17 protein-coding genes and 1 pseudogene are annotated in these 24,642 nt (G+C 54.7%); 15 read left to right on the plus strand and 3 right to left on the minus strand.

Features of this window, described 5'->3' with window-relative positions; all coding sequences use genetic code 11:
- Positions 1 to 76 precede the first annotated feature (76 nt).
- Both AC3Y2E_RS25435 and AC3Y2E_RS25440 read left to right on the plus strand, forming a co-directional pair.
- Positions 77 to 2,089: a putative phage tail protein gene (locus AC3Y2E_RS25435; protein WP_379215421.1), complete on the plus strand. Its 2,013-nt coding sequence runs from the start codon at positions 77 to 79 to the stop codon at positions 2,087 to 2,089.
- A pseudogene (locus AC3Y2E_RS25440) lies at positions 2,079 to 2,363 on the plus strand (protein kinase family protein); the annotation flags it as partial. The gene AC3Y2E_RS25435 and the pseudogene AC3Y2E_RS25440, both read left to right, overlap by 11 nt.
- A gap of 33 nt (positions 2,364 to 2,396) precedes the next feature.
- On the opposite strand, the gene AC3Y2E_RS25445 reads toward AC3Y2E_RS25440, so the two are convergent.
- Positions 2,397 to 5,417, minus strand: coding sequence for a TIM-barrel domain-containing protein (locus AC3Y2E_RS25445; protein WP_379215423.1), 3,021 nt, complete (start codon positions 5,415 to 5,417; stop codon positions 2,397 to 2,399).
- A gap of 169 nt (positions 5,418 to 5,586) precedes the next feature.
- Here AC3Y2E_RS25445 and AC3Y2E_RS25450 point away from each other — a divergent pair, with 169 nt between their 5' ends.
- From AC3Y2E_RS25450 to AC3Y2E_RS25460, 3 genes are read left to right on the plus strand one after another with little or no spacing between them, the layout of a single operon-like run.
- Positions 5,587 to 7,857 carry a glycoside hydrolase family 31 protein gene (locus AC3Y2E_RS25450; RefSeq protein WP_379215426.1) on the plus strand — a complete coding sequence of 757 codons (2,271 nt, stop codon included), beginning with the start codon at positions 5,587 to 5,589 and terminating at the stop codon, positions 7,855 to 7,857.
- Positions 7,858 to 7,879: 22 nt separating this feature from the next.
- Entirely contained in the window at positions 7,880 to 9,175 is a 1,296-nt protein-coding gene (locus AC3Y2E_RS25455) for an ABC transporter substrate-binding protein (RefSeq protein ID WP_379215428.1), read from the plus strand.
- A gap of 33 nt (positions 9,176 to 9,208) precedes the next feature.
- The gene (locus AC3Y2E_RS25460) at positions 9,209 to 10,816 is read left to right on the plus strand and encodes a glycosyl hydrolase family 28-related protein (RefSeq protein WP_379215430.1); all 1,608 of its coding nucleotides are present in this window, start codon (positions 9,209 to 9,211) and stop codon (positions 10,814 to 10,816) included.
- A gap of 413 nt (positions 10,817 to 11,229) precedes the next feature.
- Here the strand turns inward: AC3Y2E_RS25460 and AC3Y2E_RS25465 are convergent, their stop codons facing one another.
- Positions 11,230 to 12,042 (minus strand): AraC family transcriptional regulator, encoded by an 813-nt coding sequence (locus tag AC3Y2E_RS25465; RefSeq protein WP_379215432.1) that lies wholly within the window; start codon positions 12,040 to 12,042, stop codon positions 11,230 to 11,232.
- Between the two features lie 169 nt (positions 12,043 to 12,211).
- Here AC3Y2E_RS25465 and AC3Y2E_RS25470 point away from each other — a divergent pair, with 169 nt between their 5' ends.
- The 7 genes from AC3Y2E_RS25470 to AC3Y2E_RS25500 all read left to right on the plus strand — a co-directional run bounded on the left by AC3Y2E_RS25470 (position 12,212) and on the right by AC3Y2E_RS25500 (position 21,117).
- A complete protein-coding gene (locus AC3Y2E_RS25470; protein ID WP_379215434.1) occupies positions 12,212 to 13,531 on the plus strand; it encodes an ABC transporter substrate-binding protein in 1,320 nt (439 codons plus the stop codon).
- Positions 13,528 to 14,853: an FAD-dependent oxidoreductase gene (locus AC3Y2E_RS25475; protein ID WP_379215436.1), complete on the plus strand. Its 1,326-nt coding sequence runs from the start codon at positions 13,528 to 13,530 to the stop codon at positions 14,851 to 14,853. Before AC3Y2E_RS25470 ends, AC3Y2E_RS25475 begins: the two co-directional genes overlap by 4 nt.
- 437 nt (positions 14,854 to 15,290) lie before the next feature.
- Complete coding sequence (locus AC3Y2E_RS25480) at positions 15,291 to 17,672, plus strand: polyprenyl synthetase family protein (protein WP_379215438.1); 2,382 nt, start codon at positions 15,291 to 15,293, stop codon at positions 17,670 to 17,672.
- A 345-nt stretch (positions 17,673 to 18,017) separates the two neighbouring features.
- The gene (locus AC3Y2E_RS25485; protein ID WP_379215440.1) at positions 18,018 to 18,953 is read left to right on the plus strand and encodes a Gmad2 immunoglobulin-like domain-containing protein; all 936 of its coding nucleotides are present in this window, start codon (positions 18,018 to 18,020) and stop codon (positions 18,951 to 18,953) included.
- A 427-nt stretch (positions 18,954 to 19,380) separates the two neighbouring features.
- Complete coding sequence (gene aac(2')-IIb, locus AC3Y2E_RS25490; RefSeq protein ID WP_379215443.1) at positions 19,381 to 20,100, plus strand: kasugamycin N-acetyltransferase AAC(2')-IIb; 720 nt, start codon at positions 19,381 to 19,383, stop codon at positions 20,098 to 20,100.
- Between the two features lie 82 nt (positions 20,101 to 20,182).
- Positions 20,183 to 20,707 carry an LPXTG cell wall anchor domain-containing protein gene (locus tag AC3Y2E_RS25495; RefSeq protein ID WP_379215445.1) on the plus strand — a complete coding sequence of 175 codons (525 nt, stop codon included), beginning with the start codon at positions 20,183 to 20,185 and terminating at the stop codon, positions 20,705 to 20,707.
- A gap of 104 nt (positions 20,708 to 20,811) precedes the next feature.
- Positions 20,812 to 21,117: a Dabb family protein gene (locus AC3Y2E_RS25500; protein ID WP_379215447.1), complete on the plus strand. Its 306-nt coding sequence runs from the start codon at positions 20,812 to 20,814 to the stop codon at positions 21,115 to 21,117.
- Between the two features lie 105 nt (positions 21,118 to 21,222).
- On the opposite strand, the gene AC3Y2E_RS25505 is transcribed toward AC3Y2E_RS25500, so the two are convergent.
- Positions 21,223 to 21,762: a hypothetical protein gene (locus AC3Y2E_RS25505; RefSeq protein WP_379215449.1), complete on the minus strand. Its 540-nt coding sequence runs from the start codon at positions 21,760 to 21,762 to the stop codon at positions 21,223 to 21,225.
- Positions 21,763 to 22,056: 294 nt separating this feature from the next.
- On the opposite strand from AC3Y2E_RS25505, the gene AC3Y2E_RS25510 reads away from it, so the two are divergent.
- From AC3Y2E_RS25510 to AC3Y2E_RS25520, 3 genes are all read left to right on the plus strand, one after another.
- Complete coding sequence (locus AC3Y2E_RS25510; RefSeq protein WP_379215451.1) at positions 22,057 to 22,893, plus strand: phytanoyl-CoA dioxygenase family protein; 837 nt, start codon at positions 22,057 to 22,059, stop codon at positions 22,891 to 22,893.
- A 298-nt stretch (positions 22,894 to 23,191) separates the two neighbouring features.
- Positions 23,192 to 24,163, plus strand: a complete 972-nt coding sequence (locus AC3Y2E_RS25515; RefSeq protein WP_379215453.1) for a glycoside hydrolase family protein — start codon at positions 23,192 to 23,194, stop codon at positions 24,161 to 24,163.
- Positions 24,164 to 24,171: 8 nt separating this feature from the next.
- Positions 24,172 to 24,606 (plus strand): sulfatase/phosphatase domain-containing protein, encoded by a 435-nt coding sequence (locus AC3Y2E_RS25520; protein ID WP_379215455.1) that lies wholly within the window; start codon positions 24,172 to 24,174, stop codon positions 24,604 to 24,606.
- The last annotated feature ends 36 nt before the right edge of the window (positions 24,607 to 24,642 follow it).

Here is a 24,642-nt window from a genome sequence, read left to right on the forward strand (position 1 = left end):
GGTGAATCCTGTCGGTTCCACTTGTATGTCCGGTAATACAATCTCCCTTTTCAAATAAAAGCTGGAGGGCAAAGCGATGAATGATGAAAAGCAAATGAATCGCAGAAAGTTGCTTGCGGCAATCGGGACGGCAGGAAGTGGAGCGGTATTGTACCATGTTCTCCAAGGTGCGGGAGGCGGAGCCGGGGTGGTTCAGGCGGTATACGGCGGGGGAAGCGGCCCTCATACGAACGGGCTGATCATAGTTGATTCCATTCAAGCTTTACGCGAGGTCGATCATACGTTAGCGACGAACGCGTATGCAGCGGGATATTATGCACCAGGGGACGGCGGCGGAGGCGGCTATTCGTTCGATGGCGCCGATTCGGCAAGTCCGGACAACGGAGGCACCGTCATCGTAGCCACAGACGGAGGCAGGTGGAAATTGTCCCACACCGGCCTGATTTCCGTCAAGCAATTCGGCGCTACGGGCAACGGCGTTACGGACGACGGAGCCCGTATACAGGCGGCGACCGATGCGCTTAGCGGCAAACGGCTGTTTTTTCCGAAAGGCGAGTATATCGTTTCCTCGATTACGATCTCAGCTTCGATCGAATATAGCGGAGAAGGACCGGAGTCCATCATCAGGCAAAAGGCTCTATCTAACCGGAATATGATCCAGATTAGCGGGAACGGAACGCAAGTCTCCATCTTCGATATGACGATCGATCAGAACAACGGGAATCAAACGTACGGTCAAGGCAAATTTGCGCTTAACTGCACGGCTGTTGGCAGCGGCGTATCGCGTCCGGCGATCCTGCATGTCGAACGCGTCCACATGACGAATACGTGCGAAGGAGCCATTCGCTTTCTGGGCGACAGAACCGAAACGAACCGGGAGATGCTTCGCGTCCTGCGCTGCCGGTTCACGAACGGTTCGGAGAGCAGGTCGAGCCCGGCTTATAACACGTTCACGATTTATATAGCGGATGCGGCCACCGCGACGATCGACGGATGTCATTTCGAGCATACTCCGGCGGAAGCGGGCGAAGGAATTCCGGCCATTTCGGTTGCCGGAACGAACGTATCGTCTCCGGAATATTCGAAGCTTTCCATTACGGACAATTACATCAGCGGGTATGGACGGTTTACGAACGGGAGCGGCATCGGCGTGATCGACATGTATATTTGGTCCCGCAATGTCGTCGTCACCGGCAACCGGCTGGAGAACAGTCATGTTGCTCCGATCCGGGGCAAGGTGAACGCTGACAATATGATCATTTCCGGCAACATCATTCAGGGTGTTACTCAGCACATTCCTGCGAGCGGGTCCGGGATCAGCCTGGTCCCCGCTACTGTCGGGCCGGTCGCAGGACGTTACGTAATAACGGACAATATTATCAAAGGCAGCGGCTTCAGAGGCATCGAGATAACCGGGACGGCGGACAACAAGCCAGAACTGGTGGACATATCGGGCAATATGATTGATACGGTCAACGATATCGGAATTTATGTGGGATACCTGAAGCATTTCTCGATCATAAACAATACAATCTCCGGCTCCGGTGCAAGCGGCATTACGTATGCGTTGTGCGAAGGAAACGGGAGGATTGCCGGCAACTTGATCCGCTCTGCGGGGAGTACGGGAATCGGCTATATCGGGGTGCAGAAAAGCTTGAGCTTGTCCATCGAAGGCAATATGCTGGACTCGCCGTCGAGTCAAGGAATCGCAGTGGAACATGTCGGGGAGCTGCTTCTGAGCGGAAATATGGTGAAAAACGTAATCTCCGTGAACGGGACGCAGCGGGCGTTCCGCATAGGCGGAACGTCAGCCGTAGATACGGCCAGTATCCAGAATAATGTCGTGAGCGGTACGGTTGCAAGCGGAGCTATTACATACACGGGAGCCGGCGTGTCCACACTTCATGAGGCCGGGAACAGCTGGAACGGGGCCGCGAAGTACGGTACGGCAGCACCTGCAGCGGGATCATACGCACGGGGCGACCTGGTATACAACACGCTGCCTTTGCCCGGAGGCTGCATCGGCTGGGTGTGTACGACGGCGGGTTCGCCGGGTACATGGAAAGCGTTCGGAACGATTGAAGCTTAAGGCAATCGCCAAGATCGCCGATCCCCGGCAAGCGTCGATAGCTCTGGCACAATTCATCGCATCTATCCAGAGCATCGATGCCGCCGGCGGACCGGCTTCGGGACCGCATAACTCGCACAGGGGCGTGCCGCTGGCCGTACGCGACAAGACCGTACGGGAGGCTATCGCCAATCGGAGCGACGACAAGCTGGACGGCGATAAGGCAGCAGCCGCTTGGGAAGAAGCGCTCCTGGCTCCCGTCTGGCAAGGCCCGCCCGATTGGCTCCACGGCGATCTTCACCCTGGCAACCTGGGCATCCGGAGCGGACTACTGAATCGTTTTCGTTTTCGGGGTTTTATTCTTTTTGGGCGGATGAACCAATTCCCCCGGCGTCATTCCCCAATACGTGCGGAATACGCGATTAAAGTGGCTGGGATCTCTGTAGCCGAGAGTCATCGAAACTTCGATGATCCGGACGCCTTCGAGAAGCAGCTGCTTGGCCCTTTGCATCTTCTTTTCCAATACATAGGTTGAAAAAGGTTTTCCCAGCTCTTTCCTGAAAGCGCGGCTAAGGTGAGACGAATTCACATGCAATTGCTCCGCAATGTTCTGCAGCGACAGTTCCTTATCCGCCGATTGCTCGAGGAGCGCTATCACTTGCTTGATCAGAGGACTCATCGACGGCGCCGGAACGAAGCGAAACTGGTCGGCGAACCGTTGCATGACCCGGCGAAGCAGACACCGAGTGCCCTCGCTTAAAGGCAGGGAGGACAATTGAATAACCTCGTTATAGTCGTCTCCGGCAATGTCTTTCAGCTTCCAGCCCTGACGCTCAGCGATCCGAATGAACGTTCCGCTGAGGTAAAGCAAAAATTCCCTGATCTCATCGGCACTCCAGGCAAAGCTCCGGTGCTCTTCCGAGATGATGTCCAATGAATCGTACAAGGGAGCGAGATTGCCGGACATGAGGCTAATCTCCACATCGTGCTGCCAGAAGCTCCAGACCGGCTTCGGCCCGGAGTCAGGCTTGCTTGCCGGGTTGTCGTACGCAAGCTCGGGCTTGTTGTCATGCCGATCCGGCCCTTGGAGCGCGGCGGCCGTGTCTGCGGCAGCTTTTCTTCGTTCCGTCTCGTCAAACCGTACGTGGACCTGGAGAGAGGAGGATAGCGTTTGATCTTCTTCCACGAACAGATGAGTCTGGCGCAGCGCCGGGTCGTAATACCAGCCTCCCCTGGGGAGTGGCCCGTCCGGCTTCAGGTTCCACTCTTTTAATGGTGCGCCGTTAACGGAGAGCTTGTACGGTTTCGTATCGAGATGTATATACATATCGTAGCTGCGTTCCCGCGGCATTCCCTCGAAATGGCCCGATCTCGGGTCGATCTGCACGATAACATTCCCTGCACCTGCCTGTACGCTTATCTTCGTCTCGCTGATTTGCCCTTCCTGATAACGGTATGTCGTTCCGTCATCTTCATACAGGGTAGTTGCTTCCGACGAGCCGGGATACAGGTGCACGCCAATTCGTTCCGGCAGCCTGGTCCCGATACAGTCCACTTTCGGCCAGACCGGGATAATCGCCCCCGCCTTTACGAATAAAGCCCCTCCTGCACCCTCCGGTATGGAATATTGAAACTCCCTAGGCCCGGTATAAGTCTCCTCGGTCCAGTAATCGATCCAAGTTCCTTCCGGCAAGTAGACGCGATCGGCCTGGACCGCGACCAGCAAATAATCGCCCAGCATGTACTGATGGAACAAGTCGTCGGATCTCGCGTCGTCCGGGTAACAGAGCGGCATGGCCCGAAGAATCGGCATCCCGGTGCGGACGGCCGAGTGTGCGGCGGAATACAGGTAAGGAATCAGGCTGTACCGCAGTTTGGCGTATCGCCGGAACAGGTGCAGCAGCTCCGGAGTTAACAGACACGGATGCTGCCAATAGGCGAAATTGTTCAAGTGAGACCATGGCTGCAAAAATCCGAAGTGAATCCCCGCAGGGGAATGGATATCCATGTCGCAGGTCGTATGGATGTGTCCGGACATGCTGTGGTTCAGCAGCGACACAAGCGACTCGGCGCTTCCGCCGGAAGTGCCCGCCCACGTTGCTGCATATTGCTGGATTCCCGTATACCCGGTCATGGCATAAATCATCGCCCTGCGTCCCGTCTGAAGAGTGTAGCCGTTATGCATCTGTTTGGCGAGGAGTAACGGATACAAATTGTGGATTTCAGCGGGGCTCATTCCGTTCGCCCATATGCGCTCAGGCTCAGCCATCGGTTTATGTCCGCCGTCCAGCTTGAAAGCGGATACACCCTGATCGACGAATTTGCTCAAATGCGTGTACCAGTCTTCTTCGGGGCCATGTTCTTCGTCAGCTTCACCGGCGAGTTGCCGCTCCTCATGCCGGGTCAGATCGTAGTTGCAGCACAGCCATAAACTGAGCTTGAAGCCCAGCCGGTCAAGCGCCCCCATAAAGGTCCGGGGACCTTTGGAATCCCAGAGAGGAATGGAGAACCGCTCGGGATGCCACTTTTTCTCCGTGGTATGGTCATAGTACGTTTCCATCCATCCGGGCTCGAGACCCAGCATATCGCACGGGATGTCTTCCCGGCGGAAGTTCAGCGCATCCTCGACCACGTCGCGGGCATTCGCCTGCACATTGCAGGAAAAGGTCAAGCCATACGCCCACAAAGGAAGCAAGGCCGGTTTACCCGTAATGTCGGTAAAAAGATTCAACAGCTGGGGATAGGAATCGCCGGCCATCATATACACATCCGGTTCTCCGCCGTCACACCGGATCTGCAGCCGATCGCGGACCGAATGCCCGATATCGGCGGTATGCCGCCATGTCGTATTGACGAGCATTCCCCACCCCATGCTGCTTATCAGGAACGGAATCGGCAAGTAAGCGCGCTGCGCCTCGACATGGATGTCGGCCAGATGGCCTCTTTTCTGAAGCCGGCTTCGGGTTTCATCCCCAAGCCCGTATAGTTTCTCATGATCGTTCAGCCGAAATTGCAGCCCGTATCCCTTCCCGGAATCGAATTGCGGCGGCCCGTCCTGCTCCAGGAGCATTCGTCCGTCGGCGTGCATCCATGCGATGGCTCCGTTCCGTTTGTCAATCTGAAGTGCGGCTTGGTCCGTCTGCACGGTGAAGAGAGGATGATCGTCGGTAACCGTGTACGTGGCCGGATGGTTGGGAGGGTGAAGGATGCCATAACGGTTAAGCGGAGGCTCCGGAAACTCGCCGAAGGCGCTGAACCGGATGCGAAACGTACAGGCGCTCCATACTTGAATGCGAACCCAATTTCCATTGAGGGTACGGAATTGAACATCGTCGTGCAAAATAGACAATCCCTCCTCCAGTAAAAGTGGACATACGCTTGGACGATGCAACAATCATACCATAGCTTTCCAAAATCAGTCATCCACGTATCATAACATGCAATGCATACACCTTGAGAGGGGAAATGGAGATTTATACAATTAAAGCACAGTAAAACAAAGGGGGGATTTGAATCAAATGGAAAGCAATCAGACCGATATTTTGTTGGAAAACGGAACGATTGTGCGTGCAGAACCTGTGACCGAGCATATATTCCGAATCCGCGTCGGCCGCAAGGCGGAATTTCCGGAAGCAACGATGATCAGGTACGGGATTGTCCGAAATCAATGGCCTAAAGTAGATTTCATACGGGAAGAAAATCAGGACAGTATCGTAATCCGGACAGCGGATACTAGCCTGTCGGTCAGCAGGAAAGACGGGGCAATCACCTTATGCGATCGCGAAGGTAAGCGCATACTCCGCGAAGCGGCAGGGCCAAAGCTGCATGGGAACACCGGATTTTCCAGCGAGTTCGTCTTGGAGGAAGAGGAGAAGCTGTACGGGCTTGGGGATGAATCCAGGGAAGGCTTGCAGAAGCGGGGACGAAGAGCGAGGATGTGGGTGAAAAATGTCGAGTGTTATGCCCCTGTTCCTTATCTGATGAGCAGCGGCGGATGGGGATTTTTCCTAAATACGACTTGGCGCCATTCCTTCGACTTGGGCTACACCCGGGAAGACAGGTGGAGGGTGTTCGCCAAGCAGGGCGAGCTGGATTATTATCTGATCGCCGGCAGCGATTTCGGTCAATTGCTGGACCGGTTCACCGGGATCACCGGAAAGCCTCATCTTCTTCCGATGTGGGCGTACGGGCTGACGTTCGTATGCAACCAGCAGGAGAGTGCAAGAGAAATGCTGGACGATGCGATGCGGTTCCGTCAGCATGGCATTCCGTGCGATCTGATCGGACTGGAGCCGGGATGGATGCAGAAACATTACGATTATTCTACGGAAAAGAAGTGGCATCCGGAACGGTTTTATGTGCCGCCCTGGGCGCCCAAGGGGCCGCATACGTTTATCTCCGCATTGGAGCGGCTCGGCTTTAAGCTCAGTTTGTGGTTGTGCAGCGATTACGATGTGACGTACCAGGAGGAGAGGCAGGCGCTTGCCGCCCGCGAGGAGAACGGAGAGCAGTCATCCGACGTCGGAGATTCTCATCCGGACGATTTCGAGCAGGATCAGCGCGCGCATGCTCCCGTCTATGCCGACACGTTGACCAAACGGGACGAACCGTGGTTTCACCACCTGAAAACGTTCGTCGATCAAGGCGTCCGGGCATTTAAAATGGATGGCGCGAGGCAAGTCAATGAACATCCTGACCGTAAATGGGGAAACGGAATGGATGACGAGGAGCTCCATAATGTATATCCCACTTTACTCAATAAACAAATGCATTTGGGTTTCAAGGAGCATACGGGGCTCCGCTCGATGATCTATACATCCGGAGGATACGCGGGAATTCAGCAGTATGCGGCAACCTGGGCGGGGGATACGGGAGGCGGCCCGAAACCGCTCGTGTCGATGTTAAATCACGGCTTGTCCGGACATCCTCATGCCAGCTGCGACATGGATGTTTTTACGGCGGAGGGCATTCATTTCGGCTTCCTGCAGCCTTGGTCGCAAGTGAACAGCTGGGCGTATTGGAGACACCCTTGGCTGCTTGGCGAGCAGTTGTTGAAGGTATTTACGTTTTATGCGAAGCTGCGGTACCGATTGCTTCCTTACTTGTACTCGGCGGCCCATGTCGCTGTCCGGACCGGAATGCCGATTATTCGGGCGATGCCGCTTGTTTATCCGTCCGATGCTTGCTCGGATGCTTGCAATCAACAATATATGCTGGGAGATTATTTGCTAGTGGGAGTCTTTACGAAGGATGTCCATTTGCCGGAGGGGGAATGGATCGATTACTGGAGCGGGCGCCGTTACACAGGTCCGTTGGATCTATCTGCCGATATCCCGTCCGATCGGGGAGGGCCGTTGTTCGTCAAAGCGGGAGCGATCATTCCGACCTGGCCGGAAATGGATTATGTCGGTCATCGTCCTGTGGATGAGATCGGACTGCAAATTTATCCGGGAACCGGCAGCGAGTTCATGCTGTATGAGGATGACGGCTCGTCGTATCAATACCTGGAGGGAGAGGTGGCCACGACGGTTATCTCATGTCATAAGGAAGATAGCGAAGTCGTCGTTCGCATAGGAGGCCGACAAGGAGTTTATGAAGGAATGCCCGTCACCAGGACGTTCGACGTCCGGATCTATTCCGAACAAGCTCCTGCGAAGGTGTGTCTGAACGGCCAAGAGGTTTCCGGAGAGGAGGAATGGCGTTTTGCGGACGGGTATACACAGGTATGCGTGGCCGAAGATCCGGAGGGCGCTCCGGTTGAGATCCGAATGATTCATCCAATAAGCTGAAGAAAGGAAAGGAAACCAAACCATGTCCAAAAAAAGAAGTTTTTTGGCCGGGCTGTTGCTTGTTCCGCTTTTATCCGCATGCGGCGCCAAAACGAGTAGCCCGCCTCCCGATCCAAAAACAGAGGAGAGCACGCCGGTAGAACTGCTCTTTTATATGAACTCCATCTCGCAGGCGGAATTCGACAAGTTTTATGTGGAGCCGTTGAAACAGAAATTCCCGCACATTACGGTCAAAGGCATAGCGCCGGCGAAAGGCAGCTATATTGAGGAGCTTGTTGCCACAGGGACAGTTCCGGACATCTTTATCGGGACGAAAGGCTCGATCCCGAATCAGATGAATGCGCTTAAGTTAGTCGAAGATATCGGCCCGATTGTGGCAAGCGAGAAATACGATTTGAACCGGCTCGATCCCGCTACGGTCGACGTTATGAAAAAAGCGGCTAACGGAGCTGTCATCGGACTGCCGTTGAACATCAATGTAAACGCTTTATATTATAACCAAGACTTATTCGATCAGTTCGGAATTGCCTATCCAAAAGACGGCATGAGCTGGGACGACATATACGAGCTTGCGCGCAAGCTGAACCGGCTGGACCAAGGCGTACAATATCGGGGATTTACCGACAGGTGGGGCGATACGTTTTTTGCCTTGAATCCGTTCGAGCTGCCGTATTTGGACCCGAAGGAGGAGAAGACGACCTTTCAACACGAGAACTGGAAAAAGGTAATAGACAACTGGCTAAGGTTTTATACGCTGCCCGGCTTGACGTTCGACGAGAAAACCGCCTCCAAGGAAGCCGACCGCAAGCTGTTCCAAACCGGAATATCCGGTATGACGATCATGGCGCTGGACATCCCGTCCTGGAAATTCAAGTGGGATCTCGTCTCCGTTCCGACTTACAAGGACAAACCGGGTGTCGGCATGCAGGCGAATCCGAGGTACAACTTCTTGACCAAGGGAAGCAAAAATCAACGGGCCGCCTTTCAAGTCGCCTCCTACATGACGTCGGACGAATACCAGCTGAAGATGTCGAAGGACGGGCTGTTCCCGGTGCTGGCGAACCCGTCGACCAAGCAGGCGTACATGGAGAACGATCCGCTGTATAAGGGCAAAAACATTCCGGCGTATTACTTCCATAAGTATGCCCCCGAGCCGCAAGGAAGAGCGCGGGGGCTCGTTAACAGCGTCAACGTGCAGGATAAATATTTGCTGCCCGAGATGATGAATGTGCTGTCCGGCAAAAAAGATGTCAATACGGCGCTGCGGCAAGCGGACGAAGCGGCGGCGAAAGGGTTGGCGGAAGCGAAGGCGAAGTAAACGATCCAGCGATAACGCGGAGGAGGAACCAGGATGGACGATCAAAACAAACGTTTGGAGCCAGGGCAAAATACGGGGGCCGGACCGATCGTAGCGGACGATATGCCGGTGGAGGAGGTGGACAGCAAGACGATGAGCCGCAGAAAGCTGCTGACCTCACTGGGGATTGCGGGAGCCGCTATGATGTCCGGCGGGCTGCTCATGAATACAGTCGGCACTCAGACGGTTAACGGCGCCGTATACGGGAGCGGTTCCGATGCGGACGACATCTCGTACTTGCTTGCGACCGGTCTGACGGAACGGACGGTAGGCGACCGGCTGCGTGAGACGATCAGCGTCCAAGATTTCGGCGCCCGCGGCGACGGGTATACGAATGATACGGCGGCGATCCAGGCGGCGATCAATTATTTGCACGGCATCGGCGGGGGCTGCCTTACGTTCCCGACCGGCGTGTACAGAGCGACCGGCGTGCGGCTGTATTCCTTCATCACGCTGAGAGGACCGGGACACAATATATGGGGCTTCGCGAACCGAGGGAAAGGGGCGGTCATCAAATCATGGGATGAAGGAAGCATTTTCTATTCCGCTGATCAAACGGTGGAAAACGTCACGTTTGACGGGCTTACCCTGGTCGGTCTGCAGTCGTTCGGACCCAAAGACACGCAGGGCATCGTCCTGCACTGGTCGATCGGCGTGATCATCAACAACTGCGACTTCTTCCTGTTCAAAAAAGAGGCGGTCTGGCAACAGGGCGGCGGTACGCTGCGGATGCACAACTGCAAAATATTTGGCGTCAGCAGACAGGGAACCTCCTTCGAGGAGCGAACAGCGACGCTTCGGCTGAGCGGACACGACAATATGATTACGAATACGGAGATCGGCGCCGATTATTCAACGGATCAGACGGAATTGTGGAATTGCGCGGCCAAGCTGGAAGGCGCGGCAGGCAACATGTTTGTGAACTGCGTATTCGAAGGGGCCAATGTAGGCATTCTGATCGCCGGACCGGACAACAATTTCGTCAATTGCCGGGCGGATATCAATTACGGGCACGGCTTCTGGTTTACCAGAGAAAGCCCTACGGATATACCGCCTTGGCGAATTCGGTTATCGAATTGCTGGGCTCATCGGAACAGCCGGTACGGCAGCAATTTGTTCGATAATTTCAGAATCGATTCCGGACAATACATTAACGGCATCCAGATGACCAACTGCAAATCGTCGTATTGGAGCCAGGACGGTTGGACGCACCGGTACGGCTTGTACGACGGCGCGGGCGATACGTTGGTCGTGGCGTTCAAGGATGACGGAGCGGCTACGAAATGGTTCGACGGCATCAGCGGATACTCCGGGCCGCAGGCCAGCTTCAGCCAGCAGCTGTTCACACCTCCGAACAAAACGGCCATACCGGATGTGAAGGGACAATCGGTTCTCCGTTTCCACAACTCAGAGGCTACCACGATTACAGGATTCGTAAACGAAGTGAACGGGCAAACGTTGGATATGATCACGACGAACGGCAATACGAGCATCGCCCATAATACGACGATCAAAACCAATACATTGGCGACAAAACTGTTAGAACCGAGCAGGCTGTACCGGTTCAAATGCATATCGGGCACGTGGTATGAGACGAATTAAGCCGGCCTCCTATGGGCTGAAGCGAGGCAGATCCTTCCCCGGCATTCCCCGTAACCGGAAGGAAGGAGAAGTGTCTATTGCAAAAAGTTCATGTACCTAAGTAAGCCGGGAGAACGTGTACCGGCCTTCAAACGAAAGGACCTCAACTTCCACTGTAGCGTGGAGGCTGAGGTCCTTTTTCTCGAGCAAAATCAGCTCTGAATAGGTGCAAAATCGCAAACTGACGTTGGAGACAGCCCCTTCTGCTTGAAAGATCAGCATAGAGAGCGGTTTGAGGCACTTAAAATCGGCAAAAAGAGTGCAGACCCCACCAACTGGTTGAAATAAGGGGTGCAAACCGCCTTTATTCGCCGCAGCCGTCCCCATATGCCGAAAATAGAGGGTGCCAGAGACTCTTATCTGCTCTCATCCCGCTACAGCCGGTGCTCCAAGCGGTATTGCTTTGGAGTTACGCCGCAATTGTTCTTAAAGACACGGCTTAAGTAAAACCCGTTCTGGTAGCCGCAGCATTCGGATATTTGATCCAGCGTCAAATTCGTTTCGACGAGCAGCTTCTTCGCTTTCTCAAGCCGCAGGGCGGTCACGTATTTGATCGGCGTCGTTCCCAGCTCGGCATGGAACTTCTGGCATAACTGCGTGCGGCTCACTCCGAGGGAGGCGGCTAACGCGTTCAGGCTGAACCGCTCGAACGCCTGGGATTGCATCAGAACGGTCGCCTTCCGGATCAGCGGATCTAGCGAGCCGGGAGCTTCGGCGGACGGCAGCTGCTCCGCCTGTTCGCAGTACATCAACCAAATATGGTGCAGGCAATGGCTGCGTCCGATCATGCTCCATCGCTCATCCAGATAATGATGCCGCTTCATGGCCGCGTAATCGTCCAGAAGCCTCTCGGTGTCGTGCAGACTTACTTTGCCGACCGGAATGCGGTCCAGCCGCAGCGGGTCGAGCTCGTTGCCCTGGTCGTCGCCCCAGCCCATCCGGAGAACGAACAAGGTGACCGGAGCGATCACGACGCGTTTGAAATTAACGCCGGGAGGACAGAACACCAGATCGCCGAAGGAAGCGGTTGCACAATGGTCTTCGATCTCGTAATAAAAGGACCCGTCTTCGACCGCAAAGACGAGCCATTCCGTTTGCACGCTCTCGTATTGAAAAAACTGCTCGCGCTTGACTACGTGCTGAAAATAGGTGAGACGCGGGATATGCCCGCATAAAGGAAAAGACATCCCAACCTCTCCCCTCGTCGGCCAACGAACGGATCACGCCCGGCAGGCAATTTTTTGTATATGGATTAGATTACAAAAGTGTATGGTGAAAGTAAAGCGTTTTCTCCTACAATGAATAAGGGAAGCGGGCCTGCTGAAACCGAATACCAAGAAAAGGGGAGCGCTATAAATGAAGCTGTCGAAATCAGTAACGGGTGTAGTGGGGACGGGTCTTGCCGTCGTTATGCTGACCGGCGCTTGCGGGTCGGCGGACAACCAGAAGAACGGGCCGGCTCCGGAGGCGGCTCCGAAGTCGTATGTCGACGAGCCGGCGGAGCTCGTTATTTTCGGGGCGGTCGGCAATACCGAAGAGGTATGGAACGAGAGATTCGGGACGGCGCTTAAGATGAAGTTTCCGAAGTATACCTTTACCTACATTCAGGGCTCGGCGAAAAATACGCTGCAGAGTAATATTGCCGCAGGCCAAACGATCGATCTGATCCACGACTCGCTCGGCAATATGCGCGCGAACATTATCGATAACGGGTTTCAGTACGATATGTCGACGCTGATGAAGACGCATCAAATCGATACGAGCCGGTTCGAAACGGCGGTGTTCGACGCGCTCAGCGACAAGGGGAAGCTGTACGGTTTTCCGCTGCACGACGGCGGGCTGGTGATGTACTACAACAAAGATATTTTCGATAAATTCGGCGTCGATTACCCGAAAAACGGAATGACGTGGGATGAGGCTATCGCGTTAGGTAAACGCTTAACCCGTTTCGAAGACGGGATTCAATACCTCGGCCTCGGCGTGTCCATCAATCATATGTTGACGATGAACCCGTATTCGCTGCCGTTCGTCGACGAAGCGGGCGGCAAAGCGGCGGTCAACACCGACGCATTCCGCAAGCTCATCAGCAAGTCGATTCTCGAGCCTACCGAGGGGAACGGATACCGCCAATATTTAACCTCGGTGAACAAAACGATTAGTAACGATAATTTTATGAAAGATAAAAATTTGGCCATGTACGTCATGAATTTTTATTTGCAACTGCAGCCGGACTTCAGCACGTTTAACTGGGGAATCGCAAGCTTGCCTGTGTTCAGCGACTTGCCCGGAGTCGGTTCGCAGCCTTACCCGAACGGGGTGTTTATTACGAGTACGAGCAAGTACAAGGATCAGGGGATGGAAGTGCTGAAGTTCCTCGTATCGGACGACTTTCAAATGCAGCTGTCGCGAAAAGGGTTCATCCCTGTCGTGAAGACGAAGGCGGTCCGGGATGCGTTTGCCCAGGATACGACCTTTAAGGATAAGCAGATTGTAGAAGCTTTGTATACGAACAAACCGGCCGCTCCAATGGCGCGTTCGGCGAACGAAGGGTTGGTGCTGTCGCCGCTTGGCGCGAATCTGGCTAAAGTGATCATGGGCGAGATGGATCTGAACACGGCGCTGCGGCAAACCGAGGAGCAGGGGAATAAAGCGCTGGAAGAGGCGGTGCGCAAATGAGCAAGGGGCTAAACGGCGGGCAGACTGTTACAATCCCGCTGCCGGCGAAAGACGAGGTTTACGGCGAGTATGACATCATGGTGTTCGGCGGCGGATCGGCAGGATGCACGGCGGCCATTCAGGCGGCCCGGGCCGGCAAGCGGACGGCGCTCGTGGAGAAAAACGGCATTCTCGGCGGCACGACGATCGTAGCTTCGGTTAATTTCCCCGGCCTGTTTCACGCCTGGGGCAAACAAGTCATTCGCGGCATCGGCTGGGAGATTATCGAACGAACGGCGGAGCTTGACGGTGCGGAGCTTCCGGATTTCTCCGTCGTTCCGCCCAGACATTGGAAGCATCAAATATTGGTGAACCGGTTTATATATAGCGCCGTACTGGATCAGCTTTGTATGGAGTCGGGTGTCAGCCTGCGGCTGCACGAGATGCCTGCCGCGGTCCGGAAGGGCGAGGACGGCCTGTACGTTGCGCTCGTTGGCAAGTCGGGGCTGAGATGGTTCAAGACGCGCAAGCTGGTCGATGCGACCGGGGACGCGGATGTGGCGGGCATGATGGGATACGCGCGCCGGAAAGGCGAGGTGCTGCAGCCGGGGACGCTGATTAACGATATCGGCGGCTACGATCCGGCGGCCGTCGACGAGGGCGAGCTGGGCCGTCTGTACGAGGAAGCGCTCCTGTGCGGGGAAGTGGACCGCAGCCGCAACGGACTGTATAACGATCTGAGAGCGGGACGGATCAACATGCACGTTCAACATATCGACGGCTCGGAATCGGAGTCGAGGACGGCCGCGGAAGTGAAGGCACGGCGGAATTTGCTGGACACCGTACGGTTGCTGCGCCGGGTGCCGGGCTGCGAGAAGCTGGAGGTTCGCTACGTTGCAAATGAGTGCGGCATCCGTGAAACATGGCGCATCGACGGGGAAGCGGAGGTCGACGAGCAGTCGTACGTGTCCGGTTATGTGTGGCCGGATGCGGTATGCTACAGCTTTTACCCGATCGATCTGCACCATCACAGCGGCTACCATATCGAGCAAAAATATCTTCAGCCCGGTATCGTTGCGACGCTGCCTTACCGGGCGTTGATTCCGAAAGGAAGCGACGACCTGCTCGTGGCCGGACGATGCATATCGGGCGACCGGATGGCCAATTCGGCCTTCCGCGTACAGGCCAGCTGCATGGCGACCGGACAGGCGGCCGGCATGGCCGCGGCGATTGCCGCCGAGTTGAATTGTTCGGTACGCGACGTTCCGATGGAGCTATTGCGCGAACATCTGGAGCGATCCGGTGCGATTGTACCGGAAATTCCGATTTCGTCCATGGAGTAGGCCGCTTCCTTATACCATTCTCCGGGCAACGAATAAGATGTAGAGTGTTGATGTTCTACACATCTGTTCGTACTGCGAAAGGGAGGTCAGGATAAAGGATCATCGGTCGCTGAACGCGATTGTTCGGGAGAAGATCCTTTCGCAGGGAGATCAAGCAGGATGCTTCTGTTTAGGGAACAGGGGCATCTTTTTTTTTGTTGAAAAAAACTTGGGGTGATGGCTGTGAGCCAAGATAGCTGCCGCAACCCGCACAAATAGGATCATCCAACGATCCTCCTGACGATTTCGTAACCCAAAAGGATGTTTCACGTATTAAGATATGAACATGATCCGACGAATTTATTGCGGCGTGAGTTCCATTCCGATTCGATTCATGGTGTAACCTCATTCTCCTTACGGGATCCATGTTAAACAACAATAGAAATTGAGGGAATCCTATGATACATCCATATACAGATCATGCCGACGCCTGGTACCGGTTGGCCGAGCGGAAGGCGGCCCAGTATTTCGCATCGCTTGAAGCGTTGGTCAGGGACCGGACTTATGCGGCTGCTTTGACGAAAGATTTTCAATCGTGGCAAAGGAACCATATCCATCGGTCTTGGCTATCCTTGTTGCTGCGGGGCAAGAACAAACCTGACTCCCGGGATTTCAATAAATACATCCGGTGGCTGAACTTTACGGGGAAACTGGACGATTACTTGGACCGAAGCGTCTCCTACATGTATATGAGGGATCTGGGCCAAGCGCTCGATTCGCCCGTCACGTTGTCCCGGATCCAACGTATGGTCGCAGATGTCAAAAGCCGTCTGATCCGTTCCGCCGCAGCCGCCAAAGGGAACGAGTCCGAAGATTTGAGCTTGGCCGGTCTGTACCGGTGGGCCCGGAAGGAAGGCGTGGAAAGCGCGACGATCTGGGTCATCAACAAGCTGAGGGACGTATCGGCCCATATTCCCGAAGAGATGAACGCAGAACATGCGATGCGCAAGCTGATCAAAATTATCGTCGGCGTCGTCCTTCATGTCGTCGAAGAGATGGGGGACGAGGCGCCGCCTGCGGAACGCGCCCGCAGATTGGATGAGGCGATCCGGCTTGGTTACTCGTACGGCTTGTCGTATCCGTTTATCGACGATCTTCTCGATTCCGGGGTTTTGACCGACCGGGAGAAAGAACGGTATTCCCGCATGATCCGCACCGCGCTGCTCACAGGATCGGTGCCTGAGCTGGGCGAGTGGAGCGGAGCGAACCTAAGTATGGTTCGATTCGTACACGCGGAGCTTCGGGACGCTTTCGAGTATATTAAAAATTACCAGCGGCCGGAGGCGCAGCAACCTTTTTTTGAGCAGTCCTACGTGTTTTTCCATTCCCAGGATACGGACCGCAACAAGAACCTGTCGGATGCGACTTACACCAACGAAGAGCTGTATGTGCCCATCATCATCAAATCCTCCTCCTCCCGGCTTATTGTCCGTTCGGTCATTAGCGCTGCCTCGGATGAAGGTTTCGATACACGAACGTTTTACTACGGCATCTACAACCAGCTTGCCGATGATTTGGCGGATATGTTCGACGACAGCAAGAGCGGAGCGGTTACACCCTACACCTATTATTTCAAATACCATCGTTTGCGTCCGGATCTGATCAATCCTTACGAGCTGTACTGGGCGGTCATCTCTTATTTGATTCATCACGTATACCGTTCCGACGCCAAGTCCCGCGAGGTCATTCTGGATCGGGCGATCAACGGGCTGCAGCGGTTCAAGAAACGGATCGGCACAGATACGTACAACGAAGTGATGAACGTGTTCGCCTCCGGAAATCCGGAGTTCCATCGACTTGTCCACTATATGGTGCAGCGGGCGGAAAACGTGGATTTCTTCGATAAACTGCTGCGGGACCAGCTGATCGAGGTGCTGAGAAACGACCGGAAAGAAAAGGAACATTTCCGGGAGACGCTCGACACGGTCCGCAAGCAGATCAACGACCAGTTGAGTATCTATAAACCGGACGGAATTCCGCCTATGCAAGAGTCGCTTATCGATGCCGCGAACTACAGCCTGGAAGGCGGCGGCAAACGTCTGCGGCCGATCCTGACCTGGGTGATGGGAGTTCAGGAGTACGGATTGGGGGCCGCCGCGATCGTGCCGCTGCTAAGGTCGCTGGAGTATATGCATACCGCCTCCCTGATCTTCGACGATCTGCCTTCGCAGGATAATGCCTCCACCCGCAGAGGGCGTCCCACCGTGCACCGGGTGCATAATAGCGCGACAGCGGAATTGACCGGTTTGTTTCTGATTCAGAAAGCGATTGAGGAGCAATCGTCACTGCAGTCTTTCGACGCTGCGACCGTGCTTGAGCTGATCCAATATTCGTCCCGGCGGGCAGCCGATATGTGCGTGGGCCAGGCGATGGATCTCGATTCCAAAGGAAAACGGCTGACGCTGGAACAACTGAACACGATCTGCTTTTACAAAACCGGCATTGCCTTTGAAGCGGCTCTCGTCATGCCGGCCATTCTCGCCCGGATCGGCGCGGAGGAGATCGAAGCGTTGAAGAAATTCGCTTATCACGCGGGAATCGCCTTCCAGATTAAAGATGATCTGCTCGATGTCGAAGGGGATCTGCTCGTGCTAGGCAAGCCTACCGGTCAGGATGCGGAAAATAACAATTCAAACTTCGTGACCGTACTCGGTCCGGAAGGCGCCCAGAAAGAAATGTGGGAGCATTACTGTATGGCGGTGGAACAGTTGCAGACGATGCCCCGCAATACCGCATTTTTAAAACACTTAGTAACGTATATCGTTAACCGTGAATGTTAACTTAGCAGATAGCTGGAAAGGAGGTCATCCGTTATGATCGTGGCGATCCTCCTGTTTGATGGACAAATGAAGGGATGAATTCGGCTTCGGCTGTTCGGATGCCGTTGAATATAGAGGGGCAGCTCCCGCGCACCGTGAAAGCAAGGCGTGCCGGAGCTGCTTATTTTGTTCGGCGTGATGCCTCTTTCGTTTAAATCGGATGGAATAGAGTTATATTGTTTAAAGATACCGTTGCACCCGCTAAGTCTTATTACCGGATAATCGGCGGGGTCAGCCTATATTTGGAGATATCTTGAAACCTTTGAAGCCCGTAATACGTCTGACTTGTCAAAGGAGTGGAGTGACATGAGAACCTTGAAAATGCTTCATTTGCTCGCCTTGCTTTGTTTTGTCGTTCTGTTGGCCGCTTGCGGCCGTTCCGCAGGATCTGCCGGCCCCGCTCCGGCCAACCCTTCACCGGAACCGGTCACCGAGCAGAAGGGATCTGCGGTCAAAGCGATGGACAAAGGCCATATCGTACAGAAGGACGGGAATCGCTGGCTAATTACAGCCTATGCCGACAAAAACGGCACGCCTTCCATCGACGCCTACTGGTTCACCGTGACTGAGCAGACGGTGCTGGAGACCCGTCTCGGCCAAACCGTTACCCCGGATAAAATGGCGGTCGGCGCGCAAGTGGAGGCTTGGCATACGGGGAAAGTGGCGGAATCGTATCCGGCTCAGACGACGGCGGCCAAAATCGTCATGCAGGAGGAACAGGTCAAGCTGCCCGAAGGTACGATCAGCCAATCGGCAGCAGTACAGTCCGCCTTGCAATCCTTGACCGGAACAACGGCCGCAACGGCCGTCAAAAACGTCTCGCTGCAAACGGATGACGGCTACTGGACAATCGAGCTCGTCCGTCACGAAACGCCCGATCAACCGCAAACGATACGCATTGACGCCCGCTCCGGCAAAGGGATCCCGACCCCGGTAGCGGAGAACGACGCTTTCCGGATTTTCGCGCCCAAGCCGGGAACGAAAGTTCCCAAAACCTTTACCGTGGAAGGCGAAGCCCGGGTATTCGAGGCTGCTTTCAGCTGGGAGTTGGAAGACGGCCACAATATATTAGCCAAAGGCCATGAGATGGCCGAAGAAGGAGCCCCGGCGTGGGGGCGGTTCAAATTCGAGGTCAGCTACGAGAACGCCTCGCAGCCGAATCTGATGTTGATTTTGTTCATCCACAGCGCCAAGGACGGCTCCGTCCAGCATCAGCTGATCCTTCCGTTGAAGGCTTCCTAAGCCAGCATAGTAGCACTTGGTTTTGCCAAAACGAGCCGCGCAGATCGCGGCTTTTTTGAACCCAATAGGAGCGGTTTGCATCCTTTATTTGGTCCGAAAACCGGGTTGGGCGCGGAATAAGAGCGGTTTGAAGCTCTTAATATCCGCGAAAAGGGTGCATCCTCGGTCAGTGGGCTGAAATAAGGGGGGCAAACCGCTTCTATTCGGCTCGATCGTCCCCAATTGCTGAAAATAAAGGGTGCCAAACACCCTTATTTTGTTGCAAGGACCTACGTATTCACCTTTACCGGACCGGACGGTTTGCTTAAATGGTTCGCAGGATTATTTAATTAAGTTCATTTTCTCTCTGGAACGCGGTACTTGTTCGGGTAAGATGGATGGGGATCATCTTCAAAAGACGTTATAGGGTGAACAGGAGGAATGACGGTTGACCGATCGGAAAGTACAAAAGCCGGCCGCTCATGAACTCATGGAGCTGCATGTCGGGGCGTTGTTTACGCATGACCGGAACATGAGGCTTCAGACGATAAACGAGCCGTGGCCGGGTGAGGCGGCTGCCCCCCGCTTTTTTTTGGGACGGACGATAGAGGGGACGAGCGTTTGCCGGTTCCGGCACGATGTTCCGGAAGAGCTCGTCAGACAGCTGGAAGATTTGGGCGCAGACGAACCGAAGGTGACGGATTTCCGGACGAAGCCGAAACATTTCGCAACCTATATGAATTTGCTTCAGGGGGTTACGTTTACGACGGGGCCATGCTTCGAGATTCCCGGCGAAGCCGTTCCGTCCATGCAGGTGAAGGAGATTACGCGCGGGAATATGGAGGGACTGCTGAACGGCGGTTTCGAATGGCTGGCCTCCGAGATTGATTTCGCCCAGCCCTGTGTGGCGCTTCTGCACGAGAATCGGGCCGTCTCCGTATGTCGCAGCGTACGCATCACCACGCAGGCGCATGAAGCGGGGCTCGAGACGCTGGACGAGTTCCGCGGCCGGGGATACGCCTCGGCTGTAGTAGCCGGTTGGGCCAAGGAGGTACGGAGGGCAGGGGCGGTCCCGTTGTACAGCACATGGTCGGACAATCTCGCTTCCCAACGCGTAGCGGGCAAGTTGGGCTTGTTCTACTATGGAGTCAACTTTACGATCGTCTGACCCGAAGTTTCTTATGTTCCTCTGCAACATCCGGGGCGCCGGAGCCGTCAAAAAGATAAGTTGTTGACGGGGAGCGAAGCCGATGAAAAAGCTGATATTGGCGGTATGGATCGCCATGTTCGGAATGTGGAGTGCCGTGCCTGAAGCGCAAGCGTTATCCTGTGCGCCGCCCAGACCGGTCAACGAAGAGATGGGTACGAGTTCGGTCGTATTCAAGGGAACGGTCATCGAGATCAGAAAAGGGGGATTGACGGTCTTTCAAGTCGATCGAGCTTGGAAAGGCGTAGACGGTCCCCGTGTGCAGATTTATGACAACGGCTGGGACCCTTACACGAAGGGTGCCGATTATTTGGTGTTCGGCGGCCAGCGGGAAGGACAGCTCCGAACGAACCTGTGCGGGCGGACCGGACCGTGGGACCCGGCCAGAGACGAGGCGATGAAGGGGGCCGGGATTCAGCCTGCTGTATTTCAAACGGAGCAAGCCCCGGTTGCAGGCGCACCGGCTGAACAAGCTGGGCGGTATACGGGGGTACTCGTATGGGCCGGAATCCTGTTGGTCGCCATTTCGGGAATCGTGTTGTACAGGAAAAAAAAGAAAACGACGTAGCGGAGCCGGTACGATGTAAAATCCGGCTGTCCAGATCGGGGCGGCTTCCGTATAATGGGGAGGACATGATTGTCGACCTGATTAGGGAGAGGAGTTGGCCTCATATGTACGAACATCTGGTATCATTTCGTTTCAAAGCGCCTCTAACCTTTGAGAAGGAGCGGGAATTGCTGGACGCGCTGCATTCGTTCCGAGGAAATATTCCAGGTATCGTGGAATTAACCGCCGGCATCAACGTGACGGAGGAAACCGGCAACATCCACGGGTACACGCTCGGCTTGCGCGTTACGTTCGAAGACCGGGAAGCGCTGCGGTTATACGGACCGCATCCGCTGCATCAGCGGTTCGTTCAGATGCTGGACGGAATTCTCGACAACGTAGTCGTCGTGGATTATCCGGTACAAGGGTAGTCAGCAAGCTGCGGAAGCACGGATCGAACCGCCCGTTCGCAAGCCGGAGACCGAAGCTGCAGGTATCCGGCTTGCGTTGTCTCGGGACGCGGGCATCCGCGGTTATTACGGGAAGTCCAGATCGTCGTCAATCGTCCGGAATACTCCTCCGATTTTGCCCGGGTAACTCCGCTCAAGCTCTTCCCAGGTTGTGACAGGCAATATGATAAATTCATGCGTATCGGACAAGTAAGAAGCCTCCAATAAACGCACTTCATACCGGTCGCGCACGATCGACTGGAATCCTCTGATCGTGATGTACCGGTCCTTCGGAGAGAAGCTGAGCGGGATCGAATAGCTGCGGCCGTCGTACACGACATTCAGCCCTTCGTCCGTATTTTCAACCTCTATCTGCTCCGGAATCATTTTTCCGAATAAAAGAACGATGTCTTCGTCAAACTCCCGCCAATCCACCGCCACTCCGTAAATAATCGCGAACGCCTGCACGATCTGGTCCCGGATCGGCTCCCCGGACCGTTCGGTCCAATCCTCTTCTGAAATCCCCCGCCGTTTCAAGGTCATCTTGTGCTCCGCTATAAATTGCTGCAGCTGCAAGTCGTTTTCCTCAAAAAGAATCGACATTTCGGTACTCGTCGGGATCGGCATATTAGCTGTCTCCTCCTTCGTATGCGAATCCAATCGATTTCCGTATTACGGATGTATACAGATGACCTGTCCCATAACTTGGTCATTTTCCTAGTTTTGCATGACGGACAACATTTGTATATTCGACCAAAAGACTATTTTAAGAGCGTTCATAGGATAAAATATGAAAAAATGTAGTTGCAACGTTAAATTTACTGGAGTAAAATTAGTGTAAACCTCGGAGAAGCTCAATGCTCTCCCTTTATTCATTACTAATATTTACACGAGTAAATTAGATTCGGGAGGAAGAAAACCATGATCGAGATGAATTTGGATATTCCGGCATTAGTGAAGCAATTTCACGAAGAAGGGTATTTGCTGCTCAGAGACGCGTTGTCCGAGTCCAAGGTTACGGAACTGAACGCCGCCATCGACCGGATCGTTGCCGAGGAACCGGAATCGCTCGCTTATAACGTCTATCATAGCGTCGAGCGGGACCCTTCGATAATGTCGCTGATCGATCATCGGTCCTTACTGCCGCTTATGGTTAATCTGATCGGGTACAACATTCAGCTGCACATCTCCCATCTGACGGTCCGCAAGCCGAACCCGGATGACGTGAAGACGGCGACGAGCAGCTTCATCAACTGGCACCAGGACGGACCGCATCCGCATTTTCCGAAGATCGGCGGCTTGACCGCCCCGTATTACGTGAAGATTTGCTACATTTTGAGCGATATGTCGGAGCCGGACCGCGGCAATACGAAAATTATTCCGGGCAGCCACCGGAAAGCTGGCTTTCAACCGGTGCAAACCGATGTGAACGTCCCGGTGGAAGGCGAGCTGCAAATATGCGGCAAGCCGGGAGACGTATTCATTTTCCCGCAAAACCTGTGGCATGCCGGGTCGCCTAACCGGTCGGTCTTTACGCGCCGGCAATTGTTTATCGGCTACAGCCCGCTCTGGATTCGTCCGATCGATTACCATCAAGCCTCGCCTGCGCTCCTGGGAGGGGCGGACCCTATTCGCCGCCAACTGCTCGGTGCCATTAGCGACAATTGCTTCAAATATTACGTCCCGGAAGCGGCGATGGTCCCGTTGAAACAGTACTGGCTTGGCGGCGGAGAATCGCAGACGGCCTATGCGCACTGAGAGGGATTTCCCGTTGCTTCATCTCCAATCTATTGCTTTCCAACCCCGTCATCCGGTGATGACGGGGTTTCGCTTTGCACAGGAGAGGCACACAAAACGACAAATACTAACGCAATTTAGCCATTCGTTTTTCCTGGAGGACATGATACATTCGATTTGACGCTGCCGTCCGTGAACGGACCTTCCTATGGCAGTAGCTATTTATTAGACGAATAACAGGACAGGCCGTGAGAGGGAGGTATCAATGAGAAGCTTGTATGAAAGATTGCTGCCCGCACCGAAAAGCGGAGGTTTCCGAATGGAAGGCTACTGGGTATGGTGCGGCTCCGTTGTAAAAGGAGAGGATGGCCGGTTCCACATGTTTGCCTCCCGCTGGCCGAAGCATCTTCCGATGCATCCGGGCTGGCTGGTCGCTTCCGAGGTCGTTAGAGCCGCTGCCGACAAGCCGGAAGGACCTTACGAATTCCAGGAAGTCGTATTACCCGCTAGAGGGGCGGAGTATTGGGACGGGAGAAGCACGCATAATCCGCACATAACCAAGCACGGCGACACTTATATTTTATATTACATGGGCTCTACCCACCCGCTGAACGATATAGCCGAAGGGGAGAAGCTCGATCTGAACGATCCGATTACGATCGTCGCACGTGCGAATAAGCGAATCGGCGTAGCTACTTCCAAGAGTGTATTTGGCCCTTGGCAGAGAAAAGACGCTCCGTCACTCCCTGCCAGACCCGGCCGGTTCGACAGCTTCCTGACATCCAATCCGGCTCCTTGCGTACATGAGGACGGGTCGGTGCTGCTAATCTATAAAGCGCGGCAATATGAAGGAAACAGTCACGGTAAAATGACGATCGGAGCGGCCCGGGCGGATCATTACTACGGACGGCATGAAGTGATTTCCGAAGAGCCGGTGTTTCCTCCATCGCAATTTCATCTGGAAGATCCGTTCCTCTGGAAGTCGGAACAAGGCTATGAGTTAATCGCCAAAGATATGGACGGCCATATATGCGGGGAGAAACATGCCGGCATTCACGCCTGCTCCGCCGATGGCGTCCATTGGACGCTCGCCGTCAATCCCAAAGCCTACTCGCGCGAAATCCGCTGGGATGACGGAAGCACGACCAGACAGGGCAGCTTCGAGCGACCTTTCCTGTTGTTGCAGGACGGCCGTCCGACGCATCTGTTCGCAGCAACGGCAGACGGCCCCGGCGGCTTCAACAAGGCGGCTCATACGTGGAATATGGTAATCCCGATAGCTGACGAATGAATTAAGGAGTGACTATTCTTGATGTCGCCGGTGTGCCGATACCCGATTCCGTGGACGGGCTCAGCCTGCTGCCGCTAATGAAGGGAGAGTCCGTTCCTTGGCGGGAGTTTGTACATGGAGAGCACAGCACCTGTTACTCCGAGTTGCAGGAGATGCAGTATGTGACGGACGGCAGATGGAAATATATGTGGTTTCCGCGAATCGGCACGGAGCAGCTGTTCGACCTGGCCGCAGATCCGGGCGAATGCGAGGATCTGGCAGCAAGCGGGCACTATTCCGCGGAACTGATCCGTTGGCGGGAGAAGCTGGTGGCGGTATTGGCGCAGCGGAACGCCGGCTTGACGGACAACGGATCGCTCGTATGCCAGGCAGGCAAGCCGCCGATCGTATCGCCGAAATACAAGGAGCGAATCGACCGTTTGAGCGGCGCAGGTGAAAAGTAAATCAGGTATCACGCAAAAAGATAAGTTTAACTTGGA

The organism is Paenibacillus sp. MAH-35, assembly GCF_058135425.1.

Excerpts from the sequence above, each read along its gene's own strand:
- AC3Y2E_RS25500 (WP_379215447.1), top strand. The coding sequence starts at position 20,812 with ATGTACGAACATCTGGTATCATTTCGTTTCAAAGCGCCTCTAACCTTT.
- AC3Y2E_RS25515 (WP_379215453.1), top strand. The coding sequence starts at position 23,192 with ATGGAAGGCTACTGGGTATGGTGCGGCTCCGTTGTAAAAGGAGAGGAT.
- AC3Y2E_RS25505 (WP_379215449.1), bottom strand. The coding sequence starts at position 21,762 with ATGCCGATCCCGACGAGTACCGAAATGTCGATTCTTTTTGAGGAAAAC.
- AC3Y2E_RS25475 (WP_379215436.1), top strand. The coding sequence starts at position 13,528 with ATGAGCAAGGGGCTAAACGGCGGGCAGACTGTTACAATCCCGCTGCCG.
- AC3Y2E_RS25455 (WP_379215428.1), top strand. The coding sequence starts at position 7,880 with ATGTCCAAAAAAAGAAGTTTTTTGGCCGGGCTGTTGCTTGTTCCGCTT.
- AC3Y2E_RS25450 (WP_379215426.1), top strand. The coding sequence starts at position 5,587 with ATGGAAAGCAATCAGACCGATATTTTGTTGGAAAACGGAACGATTGTG.
- AC3Y2E_RS25480 (WP_379215438.1), top strand. The coding sequence starts at position 15,291 with ATGATACATCCATATACAGATCATGCCGACGCCTGGTACCGGTTGGCC.
- AC3Y2E_RS25460 (WP_379215430.1), top strand. The coding sequence starts at position 9,209 with ATGGACGATCAAAACAAACGTTTGGAGCCAGGGCAAAATACGGGGGCC.
- AC3Y2E_RS25470 (WP_379215434.1), top strand. The coding sequence starts at position 12,212 with ATGAAGCTGTCGAAATCAGTAACGGGTGTAGTGGGGACGGGTCTTGCC.
- AC3Y2E_RS25485 (WP_379215440.1), top strand. The coding sequence starts at position 18,018 with ATGAGAACCTTGAAAATGCTTCATTTGCTCGCCTTGCTTTGTTTTGTC.
- AC3Y2E_RS25465 (WP_379215432.1), bottom strand. The coding sequence starts at position 12,042 with ATGTCTTTTCCTTTATGCGGGCATATCCCGCGTCTCACCTATTTTCAG.
- AC3Y2E_RS25510 (WP_379215451.1), top strand. The coding sequence starts at position 22,057 with ATGATCGAGATGAATTTGGATATTCCGGCATTAGTGAAGCAATTTCAC.
- AC3Y2E_RS25435 (WP_379215421.1), top strand. The coding sequence starts at position 77 with ATGAATGATGAAAAGCAAATGAATCGCAGAAAGTTGCTTGCGGCAATC.
- AC3Y2E_RS25495 (WP_379215445.1), top strand. The coding sequence starts at position 20,183 with ATGAAAAAGCTGATATTGGCGGTATGGATCGCCATGTTCGGAATGTGG.